Origin of the sequence: Kocuria rosea, from assembly GCF_006094695.1 — a bacterium.
Classification (GTDB): Bacteria; Actinomycetota; Actinomycetes; order Actinomycetales; family Micrococcaceae; genus Kocuria; species Kocuria rosea.
Window position 1 is genome coordinate 2,664,263 of record NZ_CP035103.1, and the last position, 21,683, is coordinate 2,685,945.

Genomic DNA, 21,683 nt, shown 5'->3' on the forward strand with positions numbered 1-21,683 from the left:
TTGGGCGATTGCTCACGACGGGGAATACAGTGCATCGGAGGATTCGACAAGGAGTGAGACGTGACCGGTAAGAACCCCGCGGACGGCGCCATCCGCCCCATCACCAAGGTGCTCGTCGCCAACCGCGGCGAGATCGCGGTGCGCGTGATCCGCGCCGCCCGCGACGAGGGCATCGCCTCCGTGGCCGTGTACGCCGACCCGGACCGGGACGCCCTGCACGCCCGCACGGCGGACGAGGCGTACGGGCTCGGCGGGTCCACCGCCGCGGACTCGTACCTGGTGATCGACAAGATCCTCGACGTCGCCGCCCGCTCGGGAGCCGACGCCGTGCACCCCGGCTACGGCTTCCTGTCCGAGAACGCCGAGTTCGCCCTCGCCGTGCTCGAGGCCGGACTGACCTGGATCGGGCCCCCGCCCGCGGCCATCGCCAAGCTCGGCGACAAGGTGGCCGCCCGCCACATCGCGGAGAAGGTCGGCGCCCCGCAGGTCCCCGGCACCACCGACCCGGTCGGCTCCGCCGAGGAGGTCCTCGCGTTCGCCGACGAGCACGGGCTGCCCCTGGCCATCAAGGCCGCCTTCGGCGGCGGCGGCCGCGGCATCAAGGTGGTCCGCAACCGCGACGACATCCCGGAGCTCTACGAGTCCGCCGTGCGCGAGGCCACCGCGGCGTTCGGCCGCGGCGACTGCTTCGTGGAGCGCTTCCTGGACGCCCCGCGGCACGTCGAGACCCAGTGCCTGGCCGACGCCCACGGCAACGTGGTGGTCGTCTCCACCCGCGACTGCTCCCTGCAGCGGCGCAACCAGAAGCTCGTGGAGGAGGCGCCGGCGCCGTTCCTGTCCGAGGAGCAGAACCGCCTGCTCTACGCCTCCTCGAAGGCGATCCTGCGCGAGGCCGGCTATCAGGGCGCGGGCACGTGCGAGTTCCTGGTGGGCCAGGACGGCACGATCACGTTCCTGGAGGTCAACACCCGCCTGCAGGTGGAGCACCCCGTGTCCGAGGAGGTCACGGGCATCGACCTGGTGCGGGAGCAGTTCCGGCTGGCCCGCGGCGAGGCCCTCGGCTACGACGACCCGGAGGTCCGCGGCCACTCGATCGAGTTCCGCATCAACGGCGAGGACCCGGGACGGCACTTCATGCCCTCCCCCGGCACCATCGCCGCCCTCGACCTGCCCGGCGGTCCCGGCGTGCGCGTGGACTCCGGTGTGCAGGCCGGCGAGACCGTGGGCGGGAACTTCGACTCCATGCTCGCCAAGCTGATCGTCACCGGGGCCACCCGGCAGCAGGCGCTCGAGCGCTCCCGCCGGGCGCTGGCGGAGCTGCGCATCGAGGGCATGCCCACCGTGGTCCCCTTCCACCGCGCCGTCGTCGCCGATCCCGCGTTCGCCCCCGCGGACGGCGCCCCCTTCTCCGTGCACACGCGGTGGATCGAGACGGAGTTCGACAACACCATCCCGCCCTTCGAGGGCGTCCCGCAGGCCGGGCCCGAGGCCGAGGAGCGCCAGGCGATCGTCGTCGAGGTCTCCGGCAAGCGCCTCGAGGTGGTCCTGCCCGCCCTGCCCGGCACGGCCAAGCCCAACGGGGCCGCGGCCAAGCCCCGCAAGTCCCGCTCCGCCCGCGGCGGCGGCACCGCCGCGGCGAGCGGCGACAGCCTGAGCTCCCCGATGCAGGGGACCATCGTGAAGATCGCGGTGGACAACGGGGACGAGGTGGCCGAGGGCGATCTCGTGCTGGTGCTCGAGGCCATGAAGATGGAGCAGCCGCTGACCGCCCACAAGTCGGGCACGGTCTCGGGGCTGTCCGTCAGCCCCGGGGACACCGTCTCCGCCGGCGCCGTTCTGGCGACCATCTCCTGAGGCGGGCGGCCCGGCCCCGATGAGCACCCGACCGACCGGCGCCCCCGGGCGCTGCCTCGTGGACCTCTCCGCGCAGGACCGGCTGCGCAGCGGCGCCCCCGCCCGGACGCCGCGGCTGCGGGTGCTCTGCTGCCCGCCCTCGGGCGCGGCCGCCGGGTACTGGCGGTTCCTCGTCCGCGAGGACGTGCACGTCCTCGGCGTCCAGTACCCCGGCCGGGAGAGCCGCTTCCGGGAGCCGCCGGCGCCCTCGGTCGCCGCCCTCGCCGCGGAGGCGGCCGAGGCCGTCGCCGGCGCGCCGTGGGCGGCCTCGGACGTCCCGCTCGTGGTCCTGGGCCACAGCATGGGCGCCTCCGTCGCGGCCGAGCTCGCCTCGCTCCTCGAGCACCGGGAGGGGATCCGGGTGTCGCTGCTCGCGCTCTCCGCGAAGACCGCCCCGGGCGCCGTGGACGCGGCGGACGACGGGGACGACGATTTGCGGGCCGGGCTCGACCCGCAGGACCCGGGCGCGGACGAGGCGCTCGCCCGGTGGCTGCGGCGGCTCGGCGGCACCCCCGAGGCGGTGCTGGCGAACCCCGAGCTGATGGCCCTGCAACTGCCAGCCCTGCGCGCGGACCTGCTGGTCTCGATGGCCCACGACCGGCTCCCCGCCCCGGTCGGGGCGCCCCTGCTGCTGCTGCGCGGCAGCGAGGACCACACGGTGGACGCCGCCGGCATGGACGCCTGGCGTCCCGTCAGCACGGGGGCCGTGCAGCGGCGCGAGTACCCCGGCGGCCACCACCCGCTCGCGGAGAACCGGCACCGCCTGCTCGAGGACCTCGAGGCGTGCGCCGATCCCGGCCGCTCCCGGTGAGCCCGTCGTCGTGACGACGCTCCCGCCGGGCGTGCCCGGCACGGTCGAGCTGCCGGTGCCGGGCGCCCCCGCGGACGTGCGGGTCGTGCTCGCCCGCGTGGCCCCGCTGATCGGCTGGGCGGAGTCTGTCCGGGACTGCCTGGACGAGGACGAGCGGAAACGGGCCGCGGCGTTCCGCCACGAGAGCGACCGGCGGCGGTTCGTGGTCGCCCACTGCGTGCTGCGCCACGAGCTCGCCGCCCGCACCGGCGCGGACCCGGCCTCGCTGCGCCTGGGACCGCCCGTTCCCGCTGTGGGGCCCCGGCCCAAGCCGCGGCTCGAGGACCACGCCCTGCACTTCTCCCTCTCGCACAGCGGCGACCAGGTGCTCGTGGCCACCGCCGAGCGCGAGGTGGGGGTGGACGTCGAACGCCTCCAGGACTCGGCCGCCGCCGAGCAGGTGGTCCCCCTGCTCCACCCCGCCGAGATCATCGCCCTGCGGACCCTGCCCGCCGCGGACCGGCCGGCCGCCGTGACCACGGTGTGGGCGCGCAAGGAGTCCCTGCTCAAGGCCATGGGCTCCGGACTGTTCCGCGAGCCCTCCGTCGACGAGGTCGGGGCGGGCCCCGTCCCGGGGCGGCCCGTGGCCGGGTGGCGGATCCTGGACCTGGCTCTTCCGCCGGCCACCGGTCCGGACCGTGCGGAGTCTCGGGCGGCGCTGACCGTCCGCGTCCCGTGATCGTCACCGCGTACAACCACGGGTGGACAGGATTTCTCCATCCGGAGGCCGACTACAGCGTCCGACCCGTCGGTCATCCTTGAAGCATGTCGGGCCCCCTTCGGGGAACAGGGTCCGGCGGGAGCGGCGAACAACTCACTCGCCCTGTGCCGTGCTTGCTCGAGATCCCGGAGCGGAGCACCTTCCGGACCCAGCACTCCATCACGTCAGGATCATCCGTCACGTGCCGTTGTCGGCACCCGGATACCCGCGCTGACGAGGAGAGCCGGTTCCGCGATCATCCGGACCCCGAGCGGGGCCGTGTCCGAATCGTGTCCGTCATCTTCGCAAATGTTGGTCGAGGCCCCCTGACCTGGGATTACTTTGGTGACGTCGAACCATACACAGGGCCCAACGGGCGTTCGGGGGAACGCGCCACCGGCCGGCACCAGTCGCGAAGCGGATCTCGCTTCTCCACCGGATGGGACAGACCCATGAGAAGAACCACCTGAGCAGTCACGACCGCCGCCTTCGCGGCTGGCACCACTGTCCTGCGGCTCCTGCCGCGAGTGGGGGACTCACAGCCGTCGATCGCTCCGGGCTCACAGCGCAGCGTTGCACCGATTCGTCGGGACCGCGCCCCGCAGGACGGAGCCCTCGTCGACCGGCATGCCGAGAAGAGGGTCCTTGCGGTGCCCGTCAGCCGAGCTACGAGCCGACCCGAATGCAGAAAGCCGTCCCCGCGCCCTCCTCACGGATCGAGCGCACGGCGAGAGAACGAGGAACACTATGTCCATCATCAAGGCTCCGCACCTGTTCAACGAGGAGAGTCTGTTCATCGATCTGGAGGGCGTGCTGAGCCGCCACCTCTACCTGAAGATCGAGGGGTTCAACTTCGCCGGCTCGATCAAGCTCAAGCCCGCCAGGGAGATGGTCGAGCGGGCCGAGCGGGAAGGACGGGTCGGCCCCGGCTCCGTGCTCGTGGAGTCCTCCTCCGGGAACCTCGGCGTCGCGCTCAGCATGATCGCCGCCAGCAAGGGATACAGCTTCGTGTGCGTGATCGACCCGCGCTGCAATCCCGCGACCCGGCAGCTCATGGAGTCGCTCGGGGCGCACGTCGACCTGGTCACCGAGCCGGACCCCGTCGACGGCTTCCTCGGCGCCCGGCTCAACCACGTCCGGGAGTTGTGCAGGTCCGACGAGCGGTACGTCTGGCTCAACCAGTACACCAGCCCCGGCAACTGGGGAGCGCACTACCGCTGGACCGCCCCCGAGATCGAGGCCCAGTTCCCCGAGCTCGAGGTGCTGTTCGTGGGGGCCGGGACCACGGGCACGCTGATGGGCTGCGCGCGGTACTTCAAGGAGCACCGGCCCGACGTCCGGATCGTCGCGGTGGACGCCGTCGGCTCGGTCTCCTTCGGTCGCCCGCCGGCCACCCGTCTGATCCCCGGGCTCGGCATGAGCGTGCGGCCGCCCCAGCTCGACGAGTCCCTGATCGACGACGTGGTGATGGTCGAGGAGCTGGACACGGTGCGCACCTGCCACCGCCTGGCCGGGCGCGGGTTCCTGCTCGGCGGCTCCACCGGGACCGTCGTCCACGGCGCCATGACGTGGCTCGCGGACCACCACGCCGAGGACGTCACCGCGGTGGCCATCTCCCCGGACATGGGCCGCCCCTACCTGGACACCATCTATCAGCGGGACTGGGTCCTCGACCACTTCGGTGCCGAGGCGCTCGCCGGCTCCGACTCGACAGCCGCTCTGGGCCGACCGCACCACCAGGTGTCATGGCGTCGGCAGGCGGCAACCACACCGGTGACCGGTTCCGCGGCCACCTCCTCCCCGAGGAGTCTCTCGCAGTGAAGAAGCTCGCCGACGCCCTCCCGGCGTCTCCCCTCCCCCCGATCTCGGTCCCCACCAGGCGCGAACCTCCGTCCGCAACGGCCCTCGAAGGGACCGGCGCGGAACTGCCGCTCGAGCGCCGGCTGGCGGATCTCCTCGCCTCGGTGGTGCAGCAGGACGACGTCCCCGTGGACGCCGACTTCTTCGCCGACCTGGGCGCGGACTCGATGGTGATGGCGCGGTTCTGCGCCCGGGTGCGCAAGCAGCCGGACCTGCCGGCCGTGTCCATGAAGGACGTCTACCAGCACCCGACGATCACCTCGCTGGCCGGGGCTCTCGCCCCGGTGGAACCGCTGACAGTGTCGGTGCAGGACCGGCTGGCCGAGGTGCTGACCGGGGTGCTGGGCGTGGACCGGGTGCCGGTGGACGCCGACTTCTTCGCCGACCTGGGCGCGGACTCGATGGTCATGGCACGGTTCTGCGCACGGGTGCGCAAGCAGCCGGGTCTGCCGGCGGTGTCCATGAAGGACGTCTACAGCAATCCGAGTGTCTCCGCCCTCGCCGCGGCGCTGAACGGCGCCTCGCAGCAGGACCGACCGCAGCAGGACCAACCGCAGGAGCCGGATCCGCTCGTGGCCTCCGTGCCGGGGACGCCGCCACCCATGGACGCGCGGACGTGGGAGTACGTCACCTGTGGAGTCCTGCAGGTGCTCGTCTATCTCGGCTACGGCCTGCTCGCCGGCGCGGTCGCGGTCGTCGGCTACCAGTGGGTGTTCCCGGCCGCCGGGCCGGGCAACCACCACTGGGTGGGCCACGGGATGGGCTTCGGGGAGCTCTACCTGCGGTCGGTCGTCCTCGCCGCGGCGACGTTCGTGCTGCTGTGCATCCTGCCCGTGGTGGGGAAGTGGATCCTCATCGGGCGCTTCCGGCCCGGGGAGATCCGCATCTGGAGCATGGGCTACTTCCGGTTCTGGCTGGTCAAGACCCTCATGCGGACCTCACCGCTCTCGCGGATGACCGGTTCGCCGCTGACGCCCTTCTACCTCCGGGCCATGGGGGCCAAGGTGGGCCGCAACGTCACGATCCTGACCACTCACCTGCCGGTCTGCACCGACCTGATCACGATCGGGGAGGGGACGGTGATCCGCAAGGAGGCGCTGGCCAACGGCTATCGCGCCTACGGCGGTGTGATCCAGCTCGATACGGTGACGCTCGGCCGGGACGTGATCGTCGGCGAGGGCAGCGTCCTGGACATCGGCACCACGATGGGCGACGGCGCGCAGCTGGGCCACCGGTCCAGTCTGTACACCGGCCAGGTCGTGCCCGAGGGCGAGCACTGGCACGGTTCGCCGGGCAGGCGCACGGAGACGGACTTCAGCGAGGTCGACGCCACATCCTACCGGCCGTGGCGTCGAGGACTGTTCGCCGTGTACGAGCTCGTGGCCGTGCTCGGGCTGGGGCGCATCATCCTGAGCCTCGCGATCATCCTGACCGTCCTGGCGTTCCCGCGCGTGGCCGCGCTCCTGGAGTCGCATCCGCACGCGTTCACCAACTGGGTCTTCTACGCCGACGCCGTCGCGTTCGCCGGCGTGGGCGTTTTCGGCGGAACGGTCGTGGGACTGGTCGTCATGACAACCGTGCCGCGGGTGCTCCAGCTCTTGCTGAAACCTGACACGGTGTATCCCCTGTTCGGGATGCGGCACGCGGCGGAGCGCGCGGTGGAGCGGCTGACCAACAGCCAGTTGATGGGACAGCTGTTCGGCGACAGCTCGTACGTCGTGAACTATGCGCGGGCCCTCGGGTACGACCAGCCGCACCTCCAGCAGACCGGCTCGAACCTGGGCACGAACTTCAAGCACGACAACCCGTTCCTGTCGACGATCGGCACCGGCACGATGATCGCCGACGGGGTGTCGTTCATGAACACCGACTACTCGCCGACGTCGTTCCGGGTCAGCCGCGTGGCGATCGGCGCGCACAACTTCCTCGGGAACCATGTGCTCTACCCGGCCAGGGCGAGGACCGGGGACAACTGTCTGCTCGCCACCAAGGTGATGGTCCCCCTCGACGGACCGGTGCGCCACGACGTGGGTCTGCTCGGGTCACCGGCGTTCGAGATCCCCCGCTCGGTCCTGCGGGACGCCCCGCTCGAGGAGCATGCGGACCCCGCCCGGTTCCGCCGGGTCCTCTCGGCCAAGAACAAGCACAACCTGCGCACGATGGCCCTCCTGATGCTCGTCCGGTGGCTCGAGGCGTCGCTGGGCCTGCTGGCCCTGTTCTCCGCCCTCGAGCTGTCCGACCGGTTCGGTTTCCTCGCCCTCTCCGCGGCGTTCGTCGTGATGCTGCTGGTGGGATTCCTGGTCCCCATCGGCATCGAGCACCTCGTGACGGGGTTCCGGGGGCTCCGGCCCCAGCTCTGCTCGATCTACAACCCCTACTTCTGGTGGCACGAGCGGTACTGGAAGCTCCAGGTCCAGAGCCGGCGCATGACCCTCCTCAACGGGACGCCGTTCAAACCGCTGGTCTGGCGTCTGCTCGGCGTGCGGATCGGGAGCCGGGTCTTCGACGACGGCTGCGAGTTCGTCGAGCGGAGCCTGGTGACCATCGGCTCCCGCTGCACGCTGAACACCGGCACCTCGATCATGTGCCACTCCCAGGAGGACGGCATGTTCAAGTCCGACCACGACGTCATCGGTGACGACATCACGCTCGGCGTCGGCGCCCTCCTCCACTACGGCGTGACCATCGAGGACGGTGTGGTCATCGCCGCCGACACCTTCGTGATGAAAGGGGAGACCCTCACCCGGGGATCCCTGTGGGGCGGCAACCCGGCCGTCGAGGCCCGGGCCGCCACCACGTCCCCCGTCGCCCTGGAAAGGCCCCTGTCATGACCACCACCCGTGCGCTCACCTGCCGGGCCGTCGCCGAGCACTCGCCGGAACCGCCCCACGACCGTCCCGCCCTCCCCGGGACCGCACCGACGCAGATCCCCCGGTGGACACAGGACTGCCGGCCGGACCGGGCACAGATCGAGGTGGCGGTGCCCGAGGACCTGCGCGCCGCCGTGCGGTCCCTGGCCCGCGACTGGGAGGTGCCACCGGGCTCGATCTGGCTGGCGGCCCACGCGAGAGTCCTCCAGGCCCTGTCCGGCGAGCAGGAGATCACCACCGGCTGCAGGGACTCGGCGGGCACCTGGCCGTGCACCCTGGACCTGGGCCGGCCGTCCTGGCGGGCCCTGGTCCGCGAGACGCACGTCAGGCAGACCCAGGCCCGCGCCGAGCAGTCCGGGCAGTCCGGGCAGGGACAGGATCCGCATCAGGCGGCTCATGCGGGATACGAGGTGGTCCTCGACACCGACCAGGACGCTGGTGCCGAGCTGTCGGAGGGCGTCGTGCTCGGCGTCTCCCCCCGGCAGGTGACCGGGGGCGAGGTGCTCCGCCTGCGGTACCGGCAGGACGTCCTCGACGCCGGTGCGGCCCTGAGGATCGCCGGCTACCACCTGACCGCACTTCGCCACCTGACGGCCGACCCCGAGGCGGAGCCCGCGGACGCCGACCTGGTCGCCCCGGACGAGCGGCGCCTCCAGCTCGAGCAGCTGGCCGGGCCCGTGCGGCCCCGGCCCCGGCGACGCTTCCACGAGCTCTTCGAGGATCGCGTCCGGCAGCATCCCGAGCGCCTCGCGGCCGTCCAGGACACGCGGCAGTGGACGTACGCCGAGCTCAACGCCCGCGCCAACCGGATCGCCCGCGCCCTGCTCGCGCGCGGCCTGCAGGCGGAGGACGTCGTGGCGGTCGTCGCCGAGCGGAACCTGGAGTGGATGGCCGCCGTCATCGGCATCCTCAAGGCCGGCGGCGCGTACCTGCCGCTCGAACCGCACTTCCCCTCCGACCGGATCGCAAAGACGCTCACCCGGGCCGGGTGCCGGACGGTGCTGACCGAGGAGGGCAGCACCACCTCGCTGGACGGGGCGCTCGCCGGGATGCCGGCCGTGACGACACTCCGCGTCGAGGACGTCGAGGCCGAAGGGCACGCCGCCCACGACCTCGGCCTGGCGGTGCGTCCGGACCAGCTCGCGTACATCTACTTCACCTCGGGCTCCACGGGTGAGCCGAAAGGCGCGATGTGCGAGCACGACGGGATGCTGAACCACCTGTACGCCAAGATCGAGGACCTGGGGATCGGTCCCGGCGACGTCGTGGCCCAGAGCGCCCCCCAGTGCTTCGACATCTCCCTGTGGCAGCTGGTCTCGGCCCTGCTCGTCGGCGGCCGCACCCTCATCGTCGGCCAGGACCGGATCCTCGACGTCGAGCGGTTCGTCGACACGCTGGAACAGGGCCAGGTCGCGGTCTTCCAGGTCGTCCCCTCGTACCTGGACGCGGTGGTGGCCTACCTGGAGGGCAGGCCCCGCGACCTGCCCTCCCTTCGCAGCGTCTCGGCGACCGGGGAGGCCCTGAAGCAGGAGCTGGTCCGCCGCTGGTTCGACGTGCTGCCCGACGTCAAGCTCGTCAACGCCTACGGGCTGACGGAGACCTCGGACGACACGAACCACGAGGTGATGAGCGCCGCGCCGGCGGGCGATCACGTGCCGCTGGGCCGGCCGGTCCCGAACGTGCGGATCCACCTCCTCGACGAGCGGCAGCGGCTCGTGCCGCTCGGCGCACCGGGCGAGATCGCCTTCTCCGGAGTGTGCGTGGGCCGCGGGTACGTCAACGACCCGGAGCGGACGGCACAGGCGTACTCCGCCGATCCCCATGTGGACGGCGCGCGGCTCTACCGGGCGGGCGACTTCGGCCGCTGGTCGCCGGACGGCAGGCTGGAGTACCTGGGCCGGCGGGACAACCAGGTCAAGATCTCCGGGTTCCGGATCGAGATCGGCGACATCGAGAACGCCCTCCTGCGGGTTCCCGGAGTCCGCGACGGGGCGGTCGTCGTGGCGGAGCGACCGGACCGGGGCAAGCACCTGGTCGCCTTCTACCACGCCCCCGAGCCGCTGGACTCCGGCACGCTGCGCGAGCGGCTGGCGCAGTCGCTGCCCGGGTACATGGTCCCGCAGGTGTTCCAGTGGCAGCCCGCCCTCCCGCTGACGGCCAACGGCAAGATCGACCGCAAGCGCCTCACCGCGCTGGCGGCGGACGTCGAGCCCGAGGGCCGCTCCCTCGAGCGTCCGCGCACCCCCACCGAGCAGTGGCTGGCGGCGGCGTGGTCGCGCGTGCTCGCCGTGCCGGAGGACGGGATCGACCGCCGTGACCACTTCTTCGAGCGCGGCGGCACGTCGCTCACCGCCGTCCGGCTCGCCATCGCCCTGGACCGGAAGGTCTCGCTCAAGGACCTCCTCAGCCACCCGGTCCTCACCGACCTCGCCACGGAGCTGGACTCCAGGTCCGCCGCGGCCGGCTCACCCGCCCAACCGTGATCCCACCGGAAGGAACCACCATGTCCGCCACCTCCGCACCTCCGGAGCTCGACGTCGACGCGCGCCCGGGTGCGCCGGCCACCGCCCTGGTCTCTCCCCCGGGCGACCCGGTGTCCTGGGCCCAGCAGCACCGTGACGCGCTGCGGGCGACCGTCGCCCGGCACGGGGCCGTCCTCGTGCGCGGCCTCGGGCTGTCCCACTCCGACCAGGTCGCCGCCGTGTTCCGGGCCGTCAGCCCGGAGCTGATGACCGAGCGGGAGGCCTTCGCCGCCCGCAGTTCCTATGCGCCCGGCGTGTACTCCTCGGCCACTTGGCCGGCGAACCAGCCCATGTGCATGCACCACGAGCTGAGCTACACGCTCCACGCCCCCGGGCTGCTGCTCCTCGCCTGCCTCACCGCCCCGGCCGCCGGCGGCGTGACCGGTGTCGCGGACTCCCAGGCGGTGCTGCGCGCCCTTCCCGCGGACCTGGTCGCGCGGTTCGAGCGCGACGGCTGGATGCTGATCCGCAACTACAACGACGAGATCGGCGCCTCCGTCGCGGACGCCTTCGGCACGGACGACCGCGCCGCGGTCGAGCGCTACTGCGCGGAGAACCGGATCGAGCTCGAGTGGCAGCCCGACGGCGGCCTGCGCACGCGTCAGCGCCGCGCCGCGATCGTCCGTCACCCCGTCACCGGGGAGCGCTGCTGGTTCAACCAGGTCGCCTTCCTCAGCGAGTGGACGATCGACCCGGAGGTCCGCGAGTACCTCGTGGACATGTACGAGGAGGACGGCCTCCCGTTCACCACGGCGTTCGGCAACGGCGACCCCATCGGCGAGGACGTCGTGGCCATGCTGAACGAGATCTACGAGTCGCACACGCTGCGGGAACCGTGGCGCGCCGGCGACCTGATGCTCGTGGACAACGTCCGGACGGCGCACAGCCGCGAACCGTACGAGGGCGAGCGGGAGATCCTCGTCGCCATGAGCGACCCGGTGTCGCTCCAGGGCACGGCCTCGGAGGAGGAGGGACGATGACACTGACAAGCGGACCCGGCACGGACCACAGGCAGGACGCCCCCGGACGGCAACCGACCATCCCGTCCTTCGCGGTCGTCTCCGGCGCGGAGGTCGACCAGGTGCTGCAGGGGCACCGGGCCGAGATCGTCGCGCTGGTGGAGGACACCTACCGGCTGCACGGCGCCGGACAGACGGTGAACCCGCCGTCGTACTTCCTGCGATTCCCGGACCGCCCGACCGGACGGATCATCGCGCTGCCCGCCTCCCTGGGGGGACCCCGTGCCGTGGACGGCCTGAAGTGGATCTCCAGCTTCCCCACCAACGTGGAGTTCGGCATCCCGAGGGCCTCCGCCGTGCTGATCCTCAACGATCCGGACACCGGCTACCCTTTCGCCTGCCTGGAGAGCTCCATCATCAGCGCCTCCCGGACCGCCGCCTCCGCGGCCCTGGCCGCGGACTGGCTCAGCCGGGAGCGGGGGCGCCCCACGCGGGTGGGCTTCTTCGGCGTCGGGCTCATCGCCCGCTTCGTCCACGCGTTCCTGGCGGACACCGGGTGGGGCTTCGACGAGGTGGGGGTGTTCGACCTGCTGCCGGGCAGCTGCGAGGGCTTCCGCGGCTACCTCGAGCGCTCCGCGCCCGAGAGCACGGTCACCGTCCACGAGGACGCCGAGTCGCTGATCCGCTCGAGCGACCTGGTCGTGTTCGCGACCACGGCGGGAGAGCCGCACGTCACCGACCCGTCGTGGTTCGAGCACCACCCGCTCGTGCTCCACATCTCGCTGCGCGACCTCGGGCCCGAGGTCATCCTCGCCGCCACGAACATCGTCGACGACGTGGAGCACTGCCTCAAGGCCCAGACGTCCGTGCACCTGACCGAGCAGCTCACCGGCTCGCGGGACTTCCTCGCCGGCACGCTGTACGACGTCATGACCGGCACCGTGGAGGTGCCGGCGGACCGGACCGTGGTCTTCTCGCCGTTCGGCCTGGGCGTTCTCGACCTCGCGGTGGGCATGCACGTCTACGACACGGTCGCCGGCACCGGCGGTCTGCACACCATCGACTCCTTCTTCCACGAGGTGCGTCGGTACGGGTGACGGCCGCCTCCCGGGTGTCGACCGGCCGGTCCGCCGGACCGGTCGACACCCAGGAGGGGCGTCGTCGTCGAGCGCGTCCCCGACCTCGTCGTCGTTCCAGGATGTGAGACGGGCCACCCGCTATACGGACGGCCGGGCGTACTATCGGGATCTTGTCCCCACCCACTGCTACGACCGAGGTTTCCCCATGTCCTCTCCGGTGACCGGGCAGGACGCCGCCGGCGCGTCCTCCCCCTCGCTCCCCCTGTCCGACCGCGTGCCCCGCAGCCGGGTGATCCTGGCCTCCCTCGTGGGCACCACGATCGAGTTCTACGACTTCTACGTCTACGCCACCGCGGCCGTGGCCGTGTTCCCGGCCCTGTTCTTCACGGGCGAGGACGAGACGGCCAAGCTGCTCGCCTCCATGGCGACCTTCGCCGCGGCCTTCGTGGCCCGCCCGATCGGCTCCGTGATCTTCGGGCACTTCGGCGACCGGATCGGCCGCAAGGCCACCCTGATCGGCGCCCTGCTGACCATGGGCGTCGCCACGTTCCTCATCGGCCTGCTGCCCACCTACTACTCGATCGGCATCTGGGCCCCGCTCATCCTGACGATCCTGCGCTTCTGCCAGGGCCTGGGCCTGGGCGGCGAGTGGTCCGGCGCGGCCCTGCTGGCCACCGAGTACGCCGAGGAGGGCAAGCGGGCGCGCGCCGCCATGTGGCCGCAGCTCGGCGCCCCGTTCGGCTTCATCCTGGCCAACGGCTTCTTCCTGGTGCTGACCGTGGTGATGGGTTTCGTCTCGGTCGCCGAGCAGGGCACCGACCACCCGTTCCTCACCTGGGGCTGGCGCGTGCCGTTCCTGGCGTCCGTGGTGATGGTGGTCGTCGGCCTGTACGTGCGGTTCAAGCTCGAGGAGACCCCGGTCTTCCAGAAGGCGCTGGACCAGGGCGAGAAGGTCCAGACCCCGCTCGTCGAGGCGTTCCGGGGCTCGTGGCTGCAGATGATCCAGGGCACCTTCATCATGCTCGCCACCTACATGCTCTTCTACCTGATGACCGCGTGGATCCTCTCCTACGGCATCGGCAGCCCCGCCAACGGCGGCCTCGGCATCCCCTACCGGGACTTCCTGGTGCTGCAGCTGCTCGCCGTGCTGCTGTTCGCCGCCATGGTGCCCGTCTCCGGGTGGGTCGCTGACCGCTTCGGCCGGCGCAGCTCGCAGCTGGTCATCACCTCGGTGATCCTGCTCTTCGGGCTGAGCTTCGGCCTGCTCATGGACCCGGCCGCGGTCGGCACCGGTGCGGACGTCAGCACGGGCCGCGTGCTGTTCTTCCTCGTGGTCGGCATGACCCTGATGGGCCTGACCTTCGGCTCGATGTCGGCGATCCTGCCCGAGCTGTTCCCCACGAACGTGCGCTACACCGGCTCCGGCGTCGCGTACAACACGGCGTCGATCCTCGGTGCCGCCATCACCCCGTACGTCGCCGTCACCCTCAACGCGAGCTACGGCGTGGGCTCCGTCGGCCTCTACCTGGCGTTCGGCGCCGTGCTGACCCTCGTGGCCCTCTGGTTCTCCCCGGAGACCAAGGACGTCGACATGGAGAACGTCGTCACCCGCCGCTGACCCGCTCCCCTCGGCGCCGGCTCGCACAACGGCCGCATCCCCGCAGCGGGGATGCGGCCGTTGTGCGTGCCGGCGGGGATCAGACGTGCACGTGCAGGCGCCGGGCCGCCTCCGAGATCGACCCCGTGAGGGACGGGTAGATCGTGAAGGTGTCGGCGAGGTCGTCGACGTGCAGCTTGTGGGTGACGGCCAGGGAGATCGGGAAGATCAGCTCGGACGCGCGGGGACCCACCACCACTCCCCCGATCACCGTGCCGGAGCCCTTGCGGGAGAAGATCTTCACGAACCCGTCCTCGACCGCCATCATCTTGGCGCGCGGGTTGGTGGAGAGCTTCAGCATGATGGTGTCCGCCTGGTAGGTGCCGTCCTCGATGGCCTTCTCGCTCACGCCCACGGACGCGATCTCCGGTGAGGTGAAGATGTTGGAGGCCACCAGGTGGGTGCGCAGCGGCTTGACGGCGTCGCCCATGAGGTGCGCCACGGCGATCCGGCCCTGCATCGCCGCCACCGAGGCGAGCGGGAGCACGCCCGTGCAGTCACCCACGGCGTAGACGCCCGGCACCGTGGTGCGGGAGACGCCGTCCACCTTGATGTGCCCGGACTCGGCGCGGGCCACCCCGACCTCCTCGAGCCCGAGGTCGTCGGTGGCCGGGATCGCGCCGACCGCGACCAGGCAGTGCGAGCCGGCGATCTTGCGCCCGTCGGACAGCGTGACGACCACCCCCTTCTCGCTGCGCTCCACGGAGTCGGCGCGGGAGCGGCTGAGCACGTTCATGCCGCGGCGCTCGAAGACGCTCTCGAGCACGGCCGCGGCGTCCTCGTCCTCGCCGGGCAGCACCTGGTCCCGGGAGGAGACGAGCGTGACCTCGGCCCCGAGGCCCCGGTAGGCCGAGGCGAACTCCGCGCCGGTCACGCCGGAGCCCACCACGATCATGTGCTCGGGGACCTCGGTGAGGTGGTAGACCTGCTTCCAGTTGAAGATCCGCTCCCCGTCCGGCTTCGCGGACGGCAGCTCCCGGGGGTAGGCCCCGACGGCGAGCAGCACGGCCTGCGCGTCGAGGGTGTACTCCAGCCCGTCGTCGGTGGTGACCTGCACGCAGGTGGGGCTGAGCAGCCGTCCGGTGCCCGCGATCACGCGCACCCCCACCCGCTCGAGCCCGCGCTTGATGTCCCGGGACTGGGACGCCGCGAGGCGCAGGAGACGGGTGTTGACCTTCTCCAGGTCCACGGCGAGGTCGTTGATCTCGTCCCCGTCCTTGCTGCCCCCGCGCACGTGCACCCCCAGGTCCGCGGCCTCGGCGAAGCGGGTCATCGCGTCGGCGGAGGCGATGAGCGTCTTGGAGGGGACCACGTCCGTCAGCACCGCGGAGCCGCCCAGGCCCTGGCGCTCGACGATGGTCACGTCCGCCCCGAGGCTGGCGGCGACCAGGGCGGCCTCGTAGCCGCCCGGACCGCCCCCGATGATGACGAGCTTCTGGATGGAGAATTCGCTGTGTGCAGTCACCCGGCCATTCTTGCAGGTGCCGCTCCGGCGGCGGAACCGGCCCGGCCGCACCGGACGGCCCGGGACCATGCGGTAGCTTGGGGCGGGTGGACACAGAGCACAGCGCCGACCGGGCCGACCCCTTCGAGCTCGCCCAGGAGGCCGCGGACGCCCTCCGCCGGGCCACCGGGGTCGACACGCACGAGATCGCCCTGACCCTCGGCTCCGGCTGGGGCCAGGCCGCCGATCTGCTCGGCGAGACCGTCGCCGAGATCCCGGCCGCGGAGATCCCCGGCTTCACCCCGCCCGCCCTCGAGGGCCACGTGGGCACGCTCCGCTCGGTGCGCACCGCCGCGGGCCGGCACGCGCTGGTGATCGGCGCCCGCACCCACTACTACGAGGGCCGGGGCGTGCGCCCCGTGGTCCACGGCGTGCGCACCGCGGCCGCCACCGGGGCGCGCACCATGATCCTCACCAACGGCTGCGGCGGGCTGAACCCGTCCTGGGGCCCCGGCACCCCGGTGCTCATCAGCGACCACCTCAACCTCACGGGCCGGTCCCCGCTCGAGGGCGCCACGTTCGTGGACCTCACCGACCTGTACTCCCCGCGGCTGCGCGAGCTGGCCCGCAGGGTGGACCCCACCCTCGACGAGGGGGTCTACGCGCAGTTCCCCGGCCCGCACTACGAGACCCCGGCCGAGGTCCGGATGGCCGGGGTGCTCGGCGCCGACCTCGTCGGGATGTCCACCGCCCTGGAGGCCATCGCTGCCCGGCACGCGGGGATGGAGGTCTTCGGGATCTCCCTCGTGACCAACCAGGCCGCCGGGATCTCCGCGACCCCGCTCTCCCACGAGGAGGTCCTCGAGGCCGGCCGCGCCGCGGGCGCCCGGATCTCCGGACTGCTCGCCCGCATCGTCGCCCAGCTCTGACCGGCCCCGGGCCGGGACGGGTTCCAGGCCCGGCACCCCGGCGCACCGGACGCCCCCAGGAGGCCGCGCCATGACCACCGACCCCCGCACCGACCCGCAGCTGCTCGACGCCGCGCGCGCGTGGGGCGCCGCCGACCCGGACCCCGCCACCCGCGCCGAGCTGGCAGCGCTCGTCGAGGCCGCCGCCGCCGGTGACGCCGCAGCACGGGCGGAGCTGGCCGACCGCTTCTCGGGCACCCTCCAGTTCGGCACCGCCGGACTGCGGGCGGCCCTGGGCGCCGGGCCGATGCGGATGAACCGGGTGGTGGTGCTGCGCGCCGCGGCGGGGCTGGCCGCCCACGTCCTGGCCGTGCACACCCCGGCGGACGGTGCGGCGGGCTCCGCCCGGCGCCCCCGCGCGGTGGTCGGCTACGACGCCCGGCACGGCTCCGAGGTCTTCGCACGGGACACCGCCGCGGTGTTCACGGCCGCCGGCATCGAGACGCTGCTGCTGCCCGCGCCGCTGCCCACCCCCGTCCTGGCCTGGGCGGTGCGGGCCCTCGAGGCGGAGGTGGGCGTCATGGTCACCGCCAGCCACAACCCGCCGGCGGACAACGGCTACAAGGTCTACCTCGGCGGCCGGGCCGTGGAGCCGGAGGCCCGCGGCTGCCAGATCGTGGCCCCGCACGACCGGATGATCGCCGAGCGGATCGCGGCCGTCGGACCCGTCGAGGACATCCCCCGGGCGCAGGACGGGTGGACCGTCCTGCCCTCGAGCGTCGAGCAGGACTACCTCGACGCCGTGCTCCCCGCCGTGGTCCCCGCGGCCGCGGACGGGGAACGTCCCCTGCGGATCGTCCTCACCCCGCTGCACGGGGTGGGCGGGCGCACGACGACGGAGGCCCTGCGGCGGGCCGGCCTCGCCGACGTGCACGTGGTCCCGGAGCAGGCGGAGCCGGACCCGGACTTCCCCACGGTCGCCTTCCCCAACCCCGAGGAGCCCGGCGCCCTAGACCTGGCCCTGGCCACCGCCCGCGCCGTGGGCGCGGACCTCGTCCTGGCCAACGACCCCGACGCGGACCGTGTGGCCGTGGCCGTCCCGGTGCCCGGCGCCGGGGACACAGGGCAGGACTGGCGGATGCTGCGCGGCGACGAGGTCGGCGCGCTGCTCGGCCACGCCGCGGCGGCCCGGTGCGCGGACCGCGAAGGCGCCGTGTTCGCGAACTCCATCGTCTCCTCCCGCCTGCTGGGGCGGATCGCCGCCGCAGCGGGGATCGCGCACCAGGAGACGCTCACCGGCTTCAAGTGGATCGCCCGCGTCCCGGGGCTCGCGTTCGGCTACGAGGAGGCGCTGGGCTACTGCGTGGCGCCGGAGGTGGTCAGGGACAAGGACGGGATCAGTGCGGCCGTGGCGGTGGCGGTGCTCGCCGACGAGCTGCGCGCGCAGGGCCGGACCCTGCTGGATGTGCTGGACGACCTCGCCCTGGCCCACGGACTGTACGCGACCGACCAGCTGAGCGTCCGGGTGGCGGACCTGGGCCGCATCCCGGTGATGGCGGCCGCCCTGCGGGACGCCCCGCCCGCGGACCTGGGCGGCTCCGAGGTCGTCGAGGCCGCGGACCTCGCCGCCCCGAGCACGGGGCTGCCGCCCACCGAGGGCCTGCGCCTGCTCACCGCGGACGGCACCCGGGTGATCGTCCGCCCCTCCGGCACGGAGCCGAAGCTCAAGTGCTACCTCGAGGTGGTCGCCCCGGTGGCCGGCCAGGCAGCGCTGCCCGCAGCCCGGGACGAGGCGCAGGAGCGGCTCGGCCGGATCCGCGCCGAGCTCGAGGCCGCGCTGGGCCTCTGACGGCGCACGGGCTCAGGCGGCCGGCGGCCGCGCCCGGTCTTCGCCCCGGGCGAGGACCCGGCGCGAGACGGCCTTGGTCGACCGGGTGACCACCTTCTCCAGCGGGCCCTGGCCCAGGGCCCGCCGCCACAGCAGGGCGAACACGGTGAACGCCACGATCTGGCCCGCGGTCCACGCGGCGGGCGCGAGGTCGTAGTACTCGGGCCAGAGGATGAGCAGGTGGGCCGTGTAGAGCGTGAACGTCATCGCGCCCGCCGCGGCGAGCGGCGCGAGGACTCTGCCGGCCACACGCTCCAGGAGCAGGCAGATGCCGAGGACGGACAGTGCCAGGCCCACGTTGAGCGCCAGGAAGAACGGCGTGTTCGTGTGCGGGGTCGAGATCAGCAGCCACCACAGGGTGTCGGTGGGCAGCGTGGGGTCCCCGCCGAAGACGAGCACCTCGTCGATCTCCGACTCGTCCATCCAGGGCGTGCCCTCGGCGATGGCCTCGTAGCCGCCGAGCACCCGCAGCGCGAGGGCGGAGGACGACCACACGAGCAGCGCGACCGCCGCCCCGACCGTCGCGAGCAGGGTCTGCACCTTCCGGCTGGTGAGGTCCGTGCGTCCCACGGCGAGTCCGGCCAGCAGGAACGCCATCCAGGGCAGGGCGGGGTAGACGCCCGTCAGGAGCAGCTGGGAGAGCACGGTGCCCGGGTCGACGACCAGGTCCACGAGGCTCGGGTTCTCGTACTCGAGGCCGGGCAGCACGTCGACGGACCACTGCATGAGGAAGGGCGCGACGAGCGCGAAGAGCGCGGCGCACACCAGGAGGGACCGGGTCCGCAGGCGCAGGAAGGGCACAGCGAGCAGGAAGAGCATCCCGTAGTAGATGAGGATGTTGCTCACCGGCAGCTCGAGGAAGCCGAGGAGGAAGCCGACCAGGGCGATCACCCCCGCCCGTGCGGCCAGGGCCCACCGGGAGGCCGTCATCCGCAGCCCCGTGCGGGGGGTGCGCCCGCCGGAGGCGAAGGCCAGGCTGACCCCGGCCAGGGTGGCGAACAGTGCGGCCGAGTGGCCGGCGAACAGGGTCCAGGACAGGTTCGCCTCGCCCGTCTGCTCGTCCCACGAGGGCAGCGTGTGCACGGCGACCATGCCGAACAGGGCCAGGCCGCGGGCGGCGTCGACGCCGGTGAGCCGGCGGGTCGTCCGGGGGGCCCCGGCAGCGTCGCGCCCGGGTCCTTCCGTCGGGACACCGGTGGCGGTGGCCGTCCCGGCCGGCGGCGTGCGTTCTGCGGACATGCGGTTCCCCCAGGGATCGATCGGCTCGTGCACCCGTGCCGCTCCCGGCCCCGTCCGCGCCCCCCGGCACGGTGCCCGGCGCGCGTCCGCCTGTCGTGGACGACGGGCTCGCGGCGCACTGGTGCACGCCTGAGCTTACTAGAGCAAACGCGGAGCGGGTCCCCAGCCGCGGAGAATTCGAGGAACCCGGGCAGGGAGCAGGGCTAGGACGCGTCCTGAGCGTCCTCCTCGGCGGCGTTCAGCGCGCGCTGGAGGATGCGGGCATACGGCAGCCCGAAGTGGTCCACGCCGTCCCGGTACCGGATGCGGGCGCGCTCGAAGCCCTGCTCCTCGTACCAGTGGTGCCCGTCCCACGCCGCGGACAGGGCGTCGAACTCTGCCTGCGGGTCGGTCCCGTCGTCCTCCGTGCCCACGTCCCAGCGCAGGCGCAGCTCCTGCAGCTGCTCGGAGGTGGGCTCCGCGGAGGGCCGGTCCGGGGCCTGTCCGCCGCCCATCATGATCGCGCCGCCGCCCGGGACGAGGTCCACGTGGTCCGCCAGCAGCTCCTGGCTGATGAACTGGGCCCCGCCGGAGTACCCGGTCAGCCAGGTGCGGGAGCGGTCGATGTCGTACTCGGGCTCGAGCCGCTCCTCGACGAGCGAGAGGAACCACTGCGCGTTGAGGTCCCGCTCCTCCCACCAGGTGATCTCCCCCGCACGATCGGGAGTCCGCGGAACCACCAGCAGCATGTTGTGCTCCCGCGCGACCTCCGCCAGGCAGGAAGCGGTGTACTGGGGGCTCTCATACTCGAAGGCGCCGTCCCCGTGGAAGTGGTACACGACGCCCACCGGCCGGTCCCAGTCCAGGTCCTCGGCGAAGACGTGGTAGGAGCTGGTGATCCCGTCGTGCTCGTGCTCGAGCTGGAAGCGGTCCTCCCGCTCCTCCCCCGGGCCGAACACGCGGGCGTCCAGCACGGCCCCGTCCGTGGGCCCGCCGGGGCCGCGGGCCGTGACCCGGACGCCGTCGAGTCCGTAGCGGGCGCACGAGACCGTCTCGGGGGCCTCGGCCTCCGGGGTCTCCTCGTCCCGGCCGACCAGGAGCGCCACGGTCGTGACGAGCAGGAGCACCAGCGCCAGGGCGCCGGCCCCGAGCAGGCGCAGCCGCCGCCGAGTACCCCGGGACGTCGCACCGCGGTGGCGGTGCCGGTGCGGCAGCCAGGACCAGGGCCACCGGGGACCGCTCCGAGGGTGTTGTCGTGTCACCCGGTCATTTTACGAAGGAGTACCTGGGAGAACCCCGACGACGTGCCGTCAGCGGGGCAGCCCGACGAGCACCCGCCCGTCGCGCACCTCGGCCGGGTGCACCGGCAGGGCGGGGCCGTCCCCGCTGAGGCACAGCCCGGTCGCGAGGTCGTAGACCTCCTTGTGCAGCGGCGAGGCGACCGTGACGGCCGGGCCGCGGGAGCCGAGGATGCCGCGGGCCATGACGCAGGCCCCGGTGCGGGGATCGCGGTGGTCGGCCGCGAGCACCGTGGTGGCGTCCACCCGGTACAGCGCCACCTGGCGGCCCGCCACCCGGGCGGCCTCGCCCCACAGGGGCTCGAGGTCCGTCAGGGCGCACACGTCGTGCCACTCGGTGCCGGCAGCACGGCTCGCCGCGTCCACCGCGGTCGCGGTCGTGATCGCTGTCGGGGTCGGGGTCGGGGTCGCGGTCGTGGTCGGGGTGAGGGTCGTCATGGGGGGCCTCCTGCGGCTCGGCGGAACGTCGTGCTCGACGTTAGGCCGGGCGGATGACGGGCGCGCTCCGGGGCCGTTTCGCCCCGGTCAAAGCCCGCT

15 protein-coding genes are annotated in these 21,683 nt (G+C 72.8%); 11 read left to right on the top strand and 4 right to left on the bottom strand.

Annotation, left to right across the window (positions count from 1 at the left end):
- The first annotated feature begins 60 nt into the window (after nt 1–60).
- From EQG70_RS12285 to EQG70_RS12325, 9 genes are all read left to right on the top strand, one after another.
- Entirely contained in the window at nt 61–1,854 is a 1,794-nt protein-coding gene (locus EQG70_RS12285) for an acetyl/propionyl/methylcrotonyl-CoA carboxylase subunit alpha (RefSeq protein ID WP_052132896.1), read from the top strand.
- 19 nt (nt 1,855–1,873) lie between these two features.
- Complete coding sequence (locus tag EQG70_RS12290; RefSeq protein WP_109268682.1) at nt 1,874–2,704, top strand: thioesterase II family protein; 831 nt, start codon at nt 1,874–1,876, stop codon at nt 2,702–2,704.
- Nucleotides 2,705–2,714: 10 nt separating this feature from the next.
- Nucleotides 2,715–3,422, top strand: a complete 708-nt coding sequence (locus EQG70_RS12295; protein WP_109268681.1) for a 4'-phosphopantetheinyl transferase family protein — start codon at nt 2,715–2,717, stop codon at nt 3,420–3,422.
- 768 nt (nt 3,423–4,190) lie between these two features.
- Nucleotides 4,191–5,264: a 2,3-diaminopropionate biosynthesis protein SbnA gene (sbnA, locus tag EQG70_RS12300; RefSeq protein WP_109268680.1), complete on the top strand. Its 1,074-nt coding sequence runs from the start codon at nt 4,191–4,193 to the stop codon at nt 5,262–5,264.
- Nucleotides 5,261–8,134: a Pls/PosA family non-ribosomal peptide synthetase gene (locus EQG70_RS12305; protein ID WP_232035326.1), complete on the top strand. Its 2,874-nt coding sequence runs from the start codon at nt 5,261–5,263 to the stop codon at nt 8,132–8,134. The genes sbnA and EQG70_RS12305 overlap by 4 nt, the downstream gene beginning before the upstream one ends.
- Nucleotides 8,131–10,656 (top strand): non-ribosomal peptide synthetase, encoded by a 2,526-nt coding sequence (locus EQG70_RS12310; RefSeq protein WP_109268678.1) that lies wholly within the window; start codon nt 8,131–8,133, stop codon nt 10,654–10,656. The genes EQG70_RS12305 and EQG70_RS12310 overlap by 4 nt, the downstream gene beginning before the upstream one ends.
- A gap of 20 nt (nt 10,657–10,676) precedes the next feature.
- Complete coding sequence (locus tag EQG70_RS12315) at nt 10,677–11,675, top strand: TauD/TfdA family dioxygenase (RefSeq protein WP_109268677.1); 999 nt, start codon at nt 10,677–10,679, stop codon at nt 11,673–11,675.
- On the top strand, nt 11,672–12,751 hold the full coding sequence (sbnB, locus tag EQG70_RS12320) for a 2,3-diaminopropionate biosynthesis protein SbnB (protein ID WP_109268676.1): 1,080 nt from the start codon (nt 11,672–11,674) through the stop codon (nt 12,749–12,751). Before EQG70_RS12315 ends, sbnB begins: the two co-directional genes overlap by 4 nt.
- A 187-nt stretch (nt 12,752–12,938) precedes the next feature.
- A complete protein-coding gene (locus EQG70_RS12325) occupies nt 12,939–14,351 on the top strand; it encodes an MFS transporter (RefSeq protein ID WP_109268675.1) in 1,413 nt (470 codons plus the stop codon).
- A gap of 79 nt (nt 14,352–14,430) precedes the next feature.
- Here EQG70_RS12325 and EQG70_RS12330 read toward each other — a convergent pair whose 3' ends face one another.
- Entirely contained in the window at nt 14,431–15,855 is a 1,425-nt protein-coding gene (locus EQG70_RS12330) for an NAD(P)H-quinone dehydrogenase (RefSeq protein ID WP_109268674.1), read from the bottom strand.
- Nucleotides 15,856–15,941: 86 nt separating this feature from the next.
- On the opposite strand from EQG70_RS12330, the gene EQG70_RS12335 reads away from it, so the two are divergent.
- The gene (locus EQG70_RS12335; RefSeq protein ID WP_109268673.1) at nt 15,942–16,763 is read left to right on the top strand and encodes a purine-nucleoside phosphorylase; all 822 of its coding nucleotides are present in this window, start codon (nt 15,942–15,944) and stop codon (nt 16,761–16,763) included.
- Nucleotides 16,764–16,833: 70 nt separating this feature from the next.
- Complete coding sequence (locus EQG70_RS12340; protein WP_109268672.1) at nt 16,834–18,591, top strand: phospho-sugar mutase; 1,758 nt, start codon at nt 16,834–16,836, stop codon at nt 18,589–18,591.
- Between the two features lie 12 nt (nt 18,592–18,603).
- Here the strand turns inward: EQG70_RS12340 and EQG70_RS18780 are convergent, their stop codons facing one another.
- From EQG70_RS18780 to nirD, 3 genes are all read right to left on the bottom strand, one after another.
- Nucleotides 18,604–19,869, bottom strand: a complete 1,266-nt coding sequence (locus tag EQG70_RS18780) for a heparan-alpha-glucosaminide N-acetyltransferase domain-containing protein (RefSeq protein WP_109268722.1) — start codon at nt 19,867–19,869, stop codon at nt 18,604–18,606.
- Between the two features lie 203 nt (nt 19,870–20,072).
- Entirely contained in the window at nt 20,073–21,110 is a 1,038-nt protein-coding gene (locus EQG70_RS12350) for an alpha/beta hydrolase family protein (protein WP_109268671.1), read from the bottom strand.
- Between the two features lie 48 nt (nt 21,111–21,158).
- The gene (gene nirD, locus EQG70_RS12355) at nt 21,159–21,584 is read right to left on the bottom strand and encodes a nitrite reductase small subunit NirD (RefSeq protein ID WP_109268670.1); all 426 of its coding nucleotides are present in this window, start codon (nt 21,582–21,584) and stop codon (nt 21,159–21,161) included.
- Between the last annotated feature and the right edge of the window lie 99 nt (nt 21,585–21,683).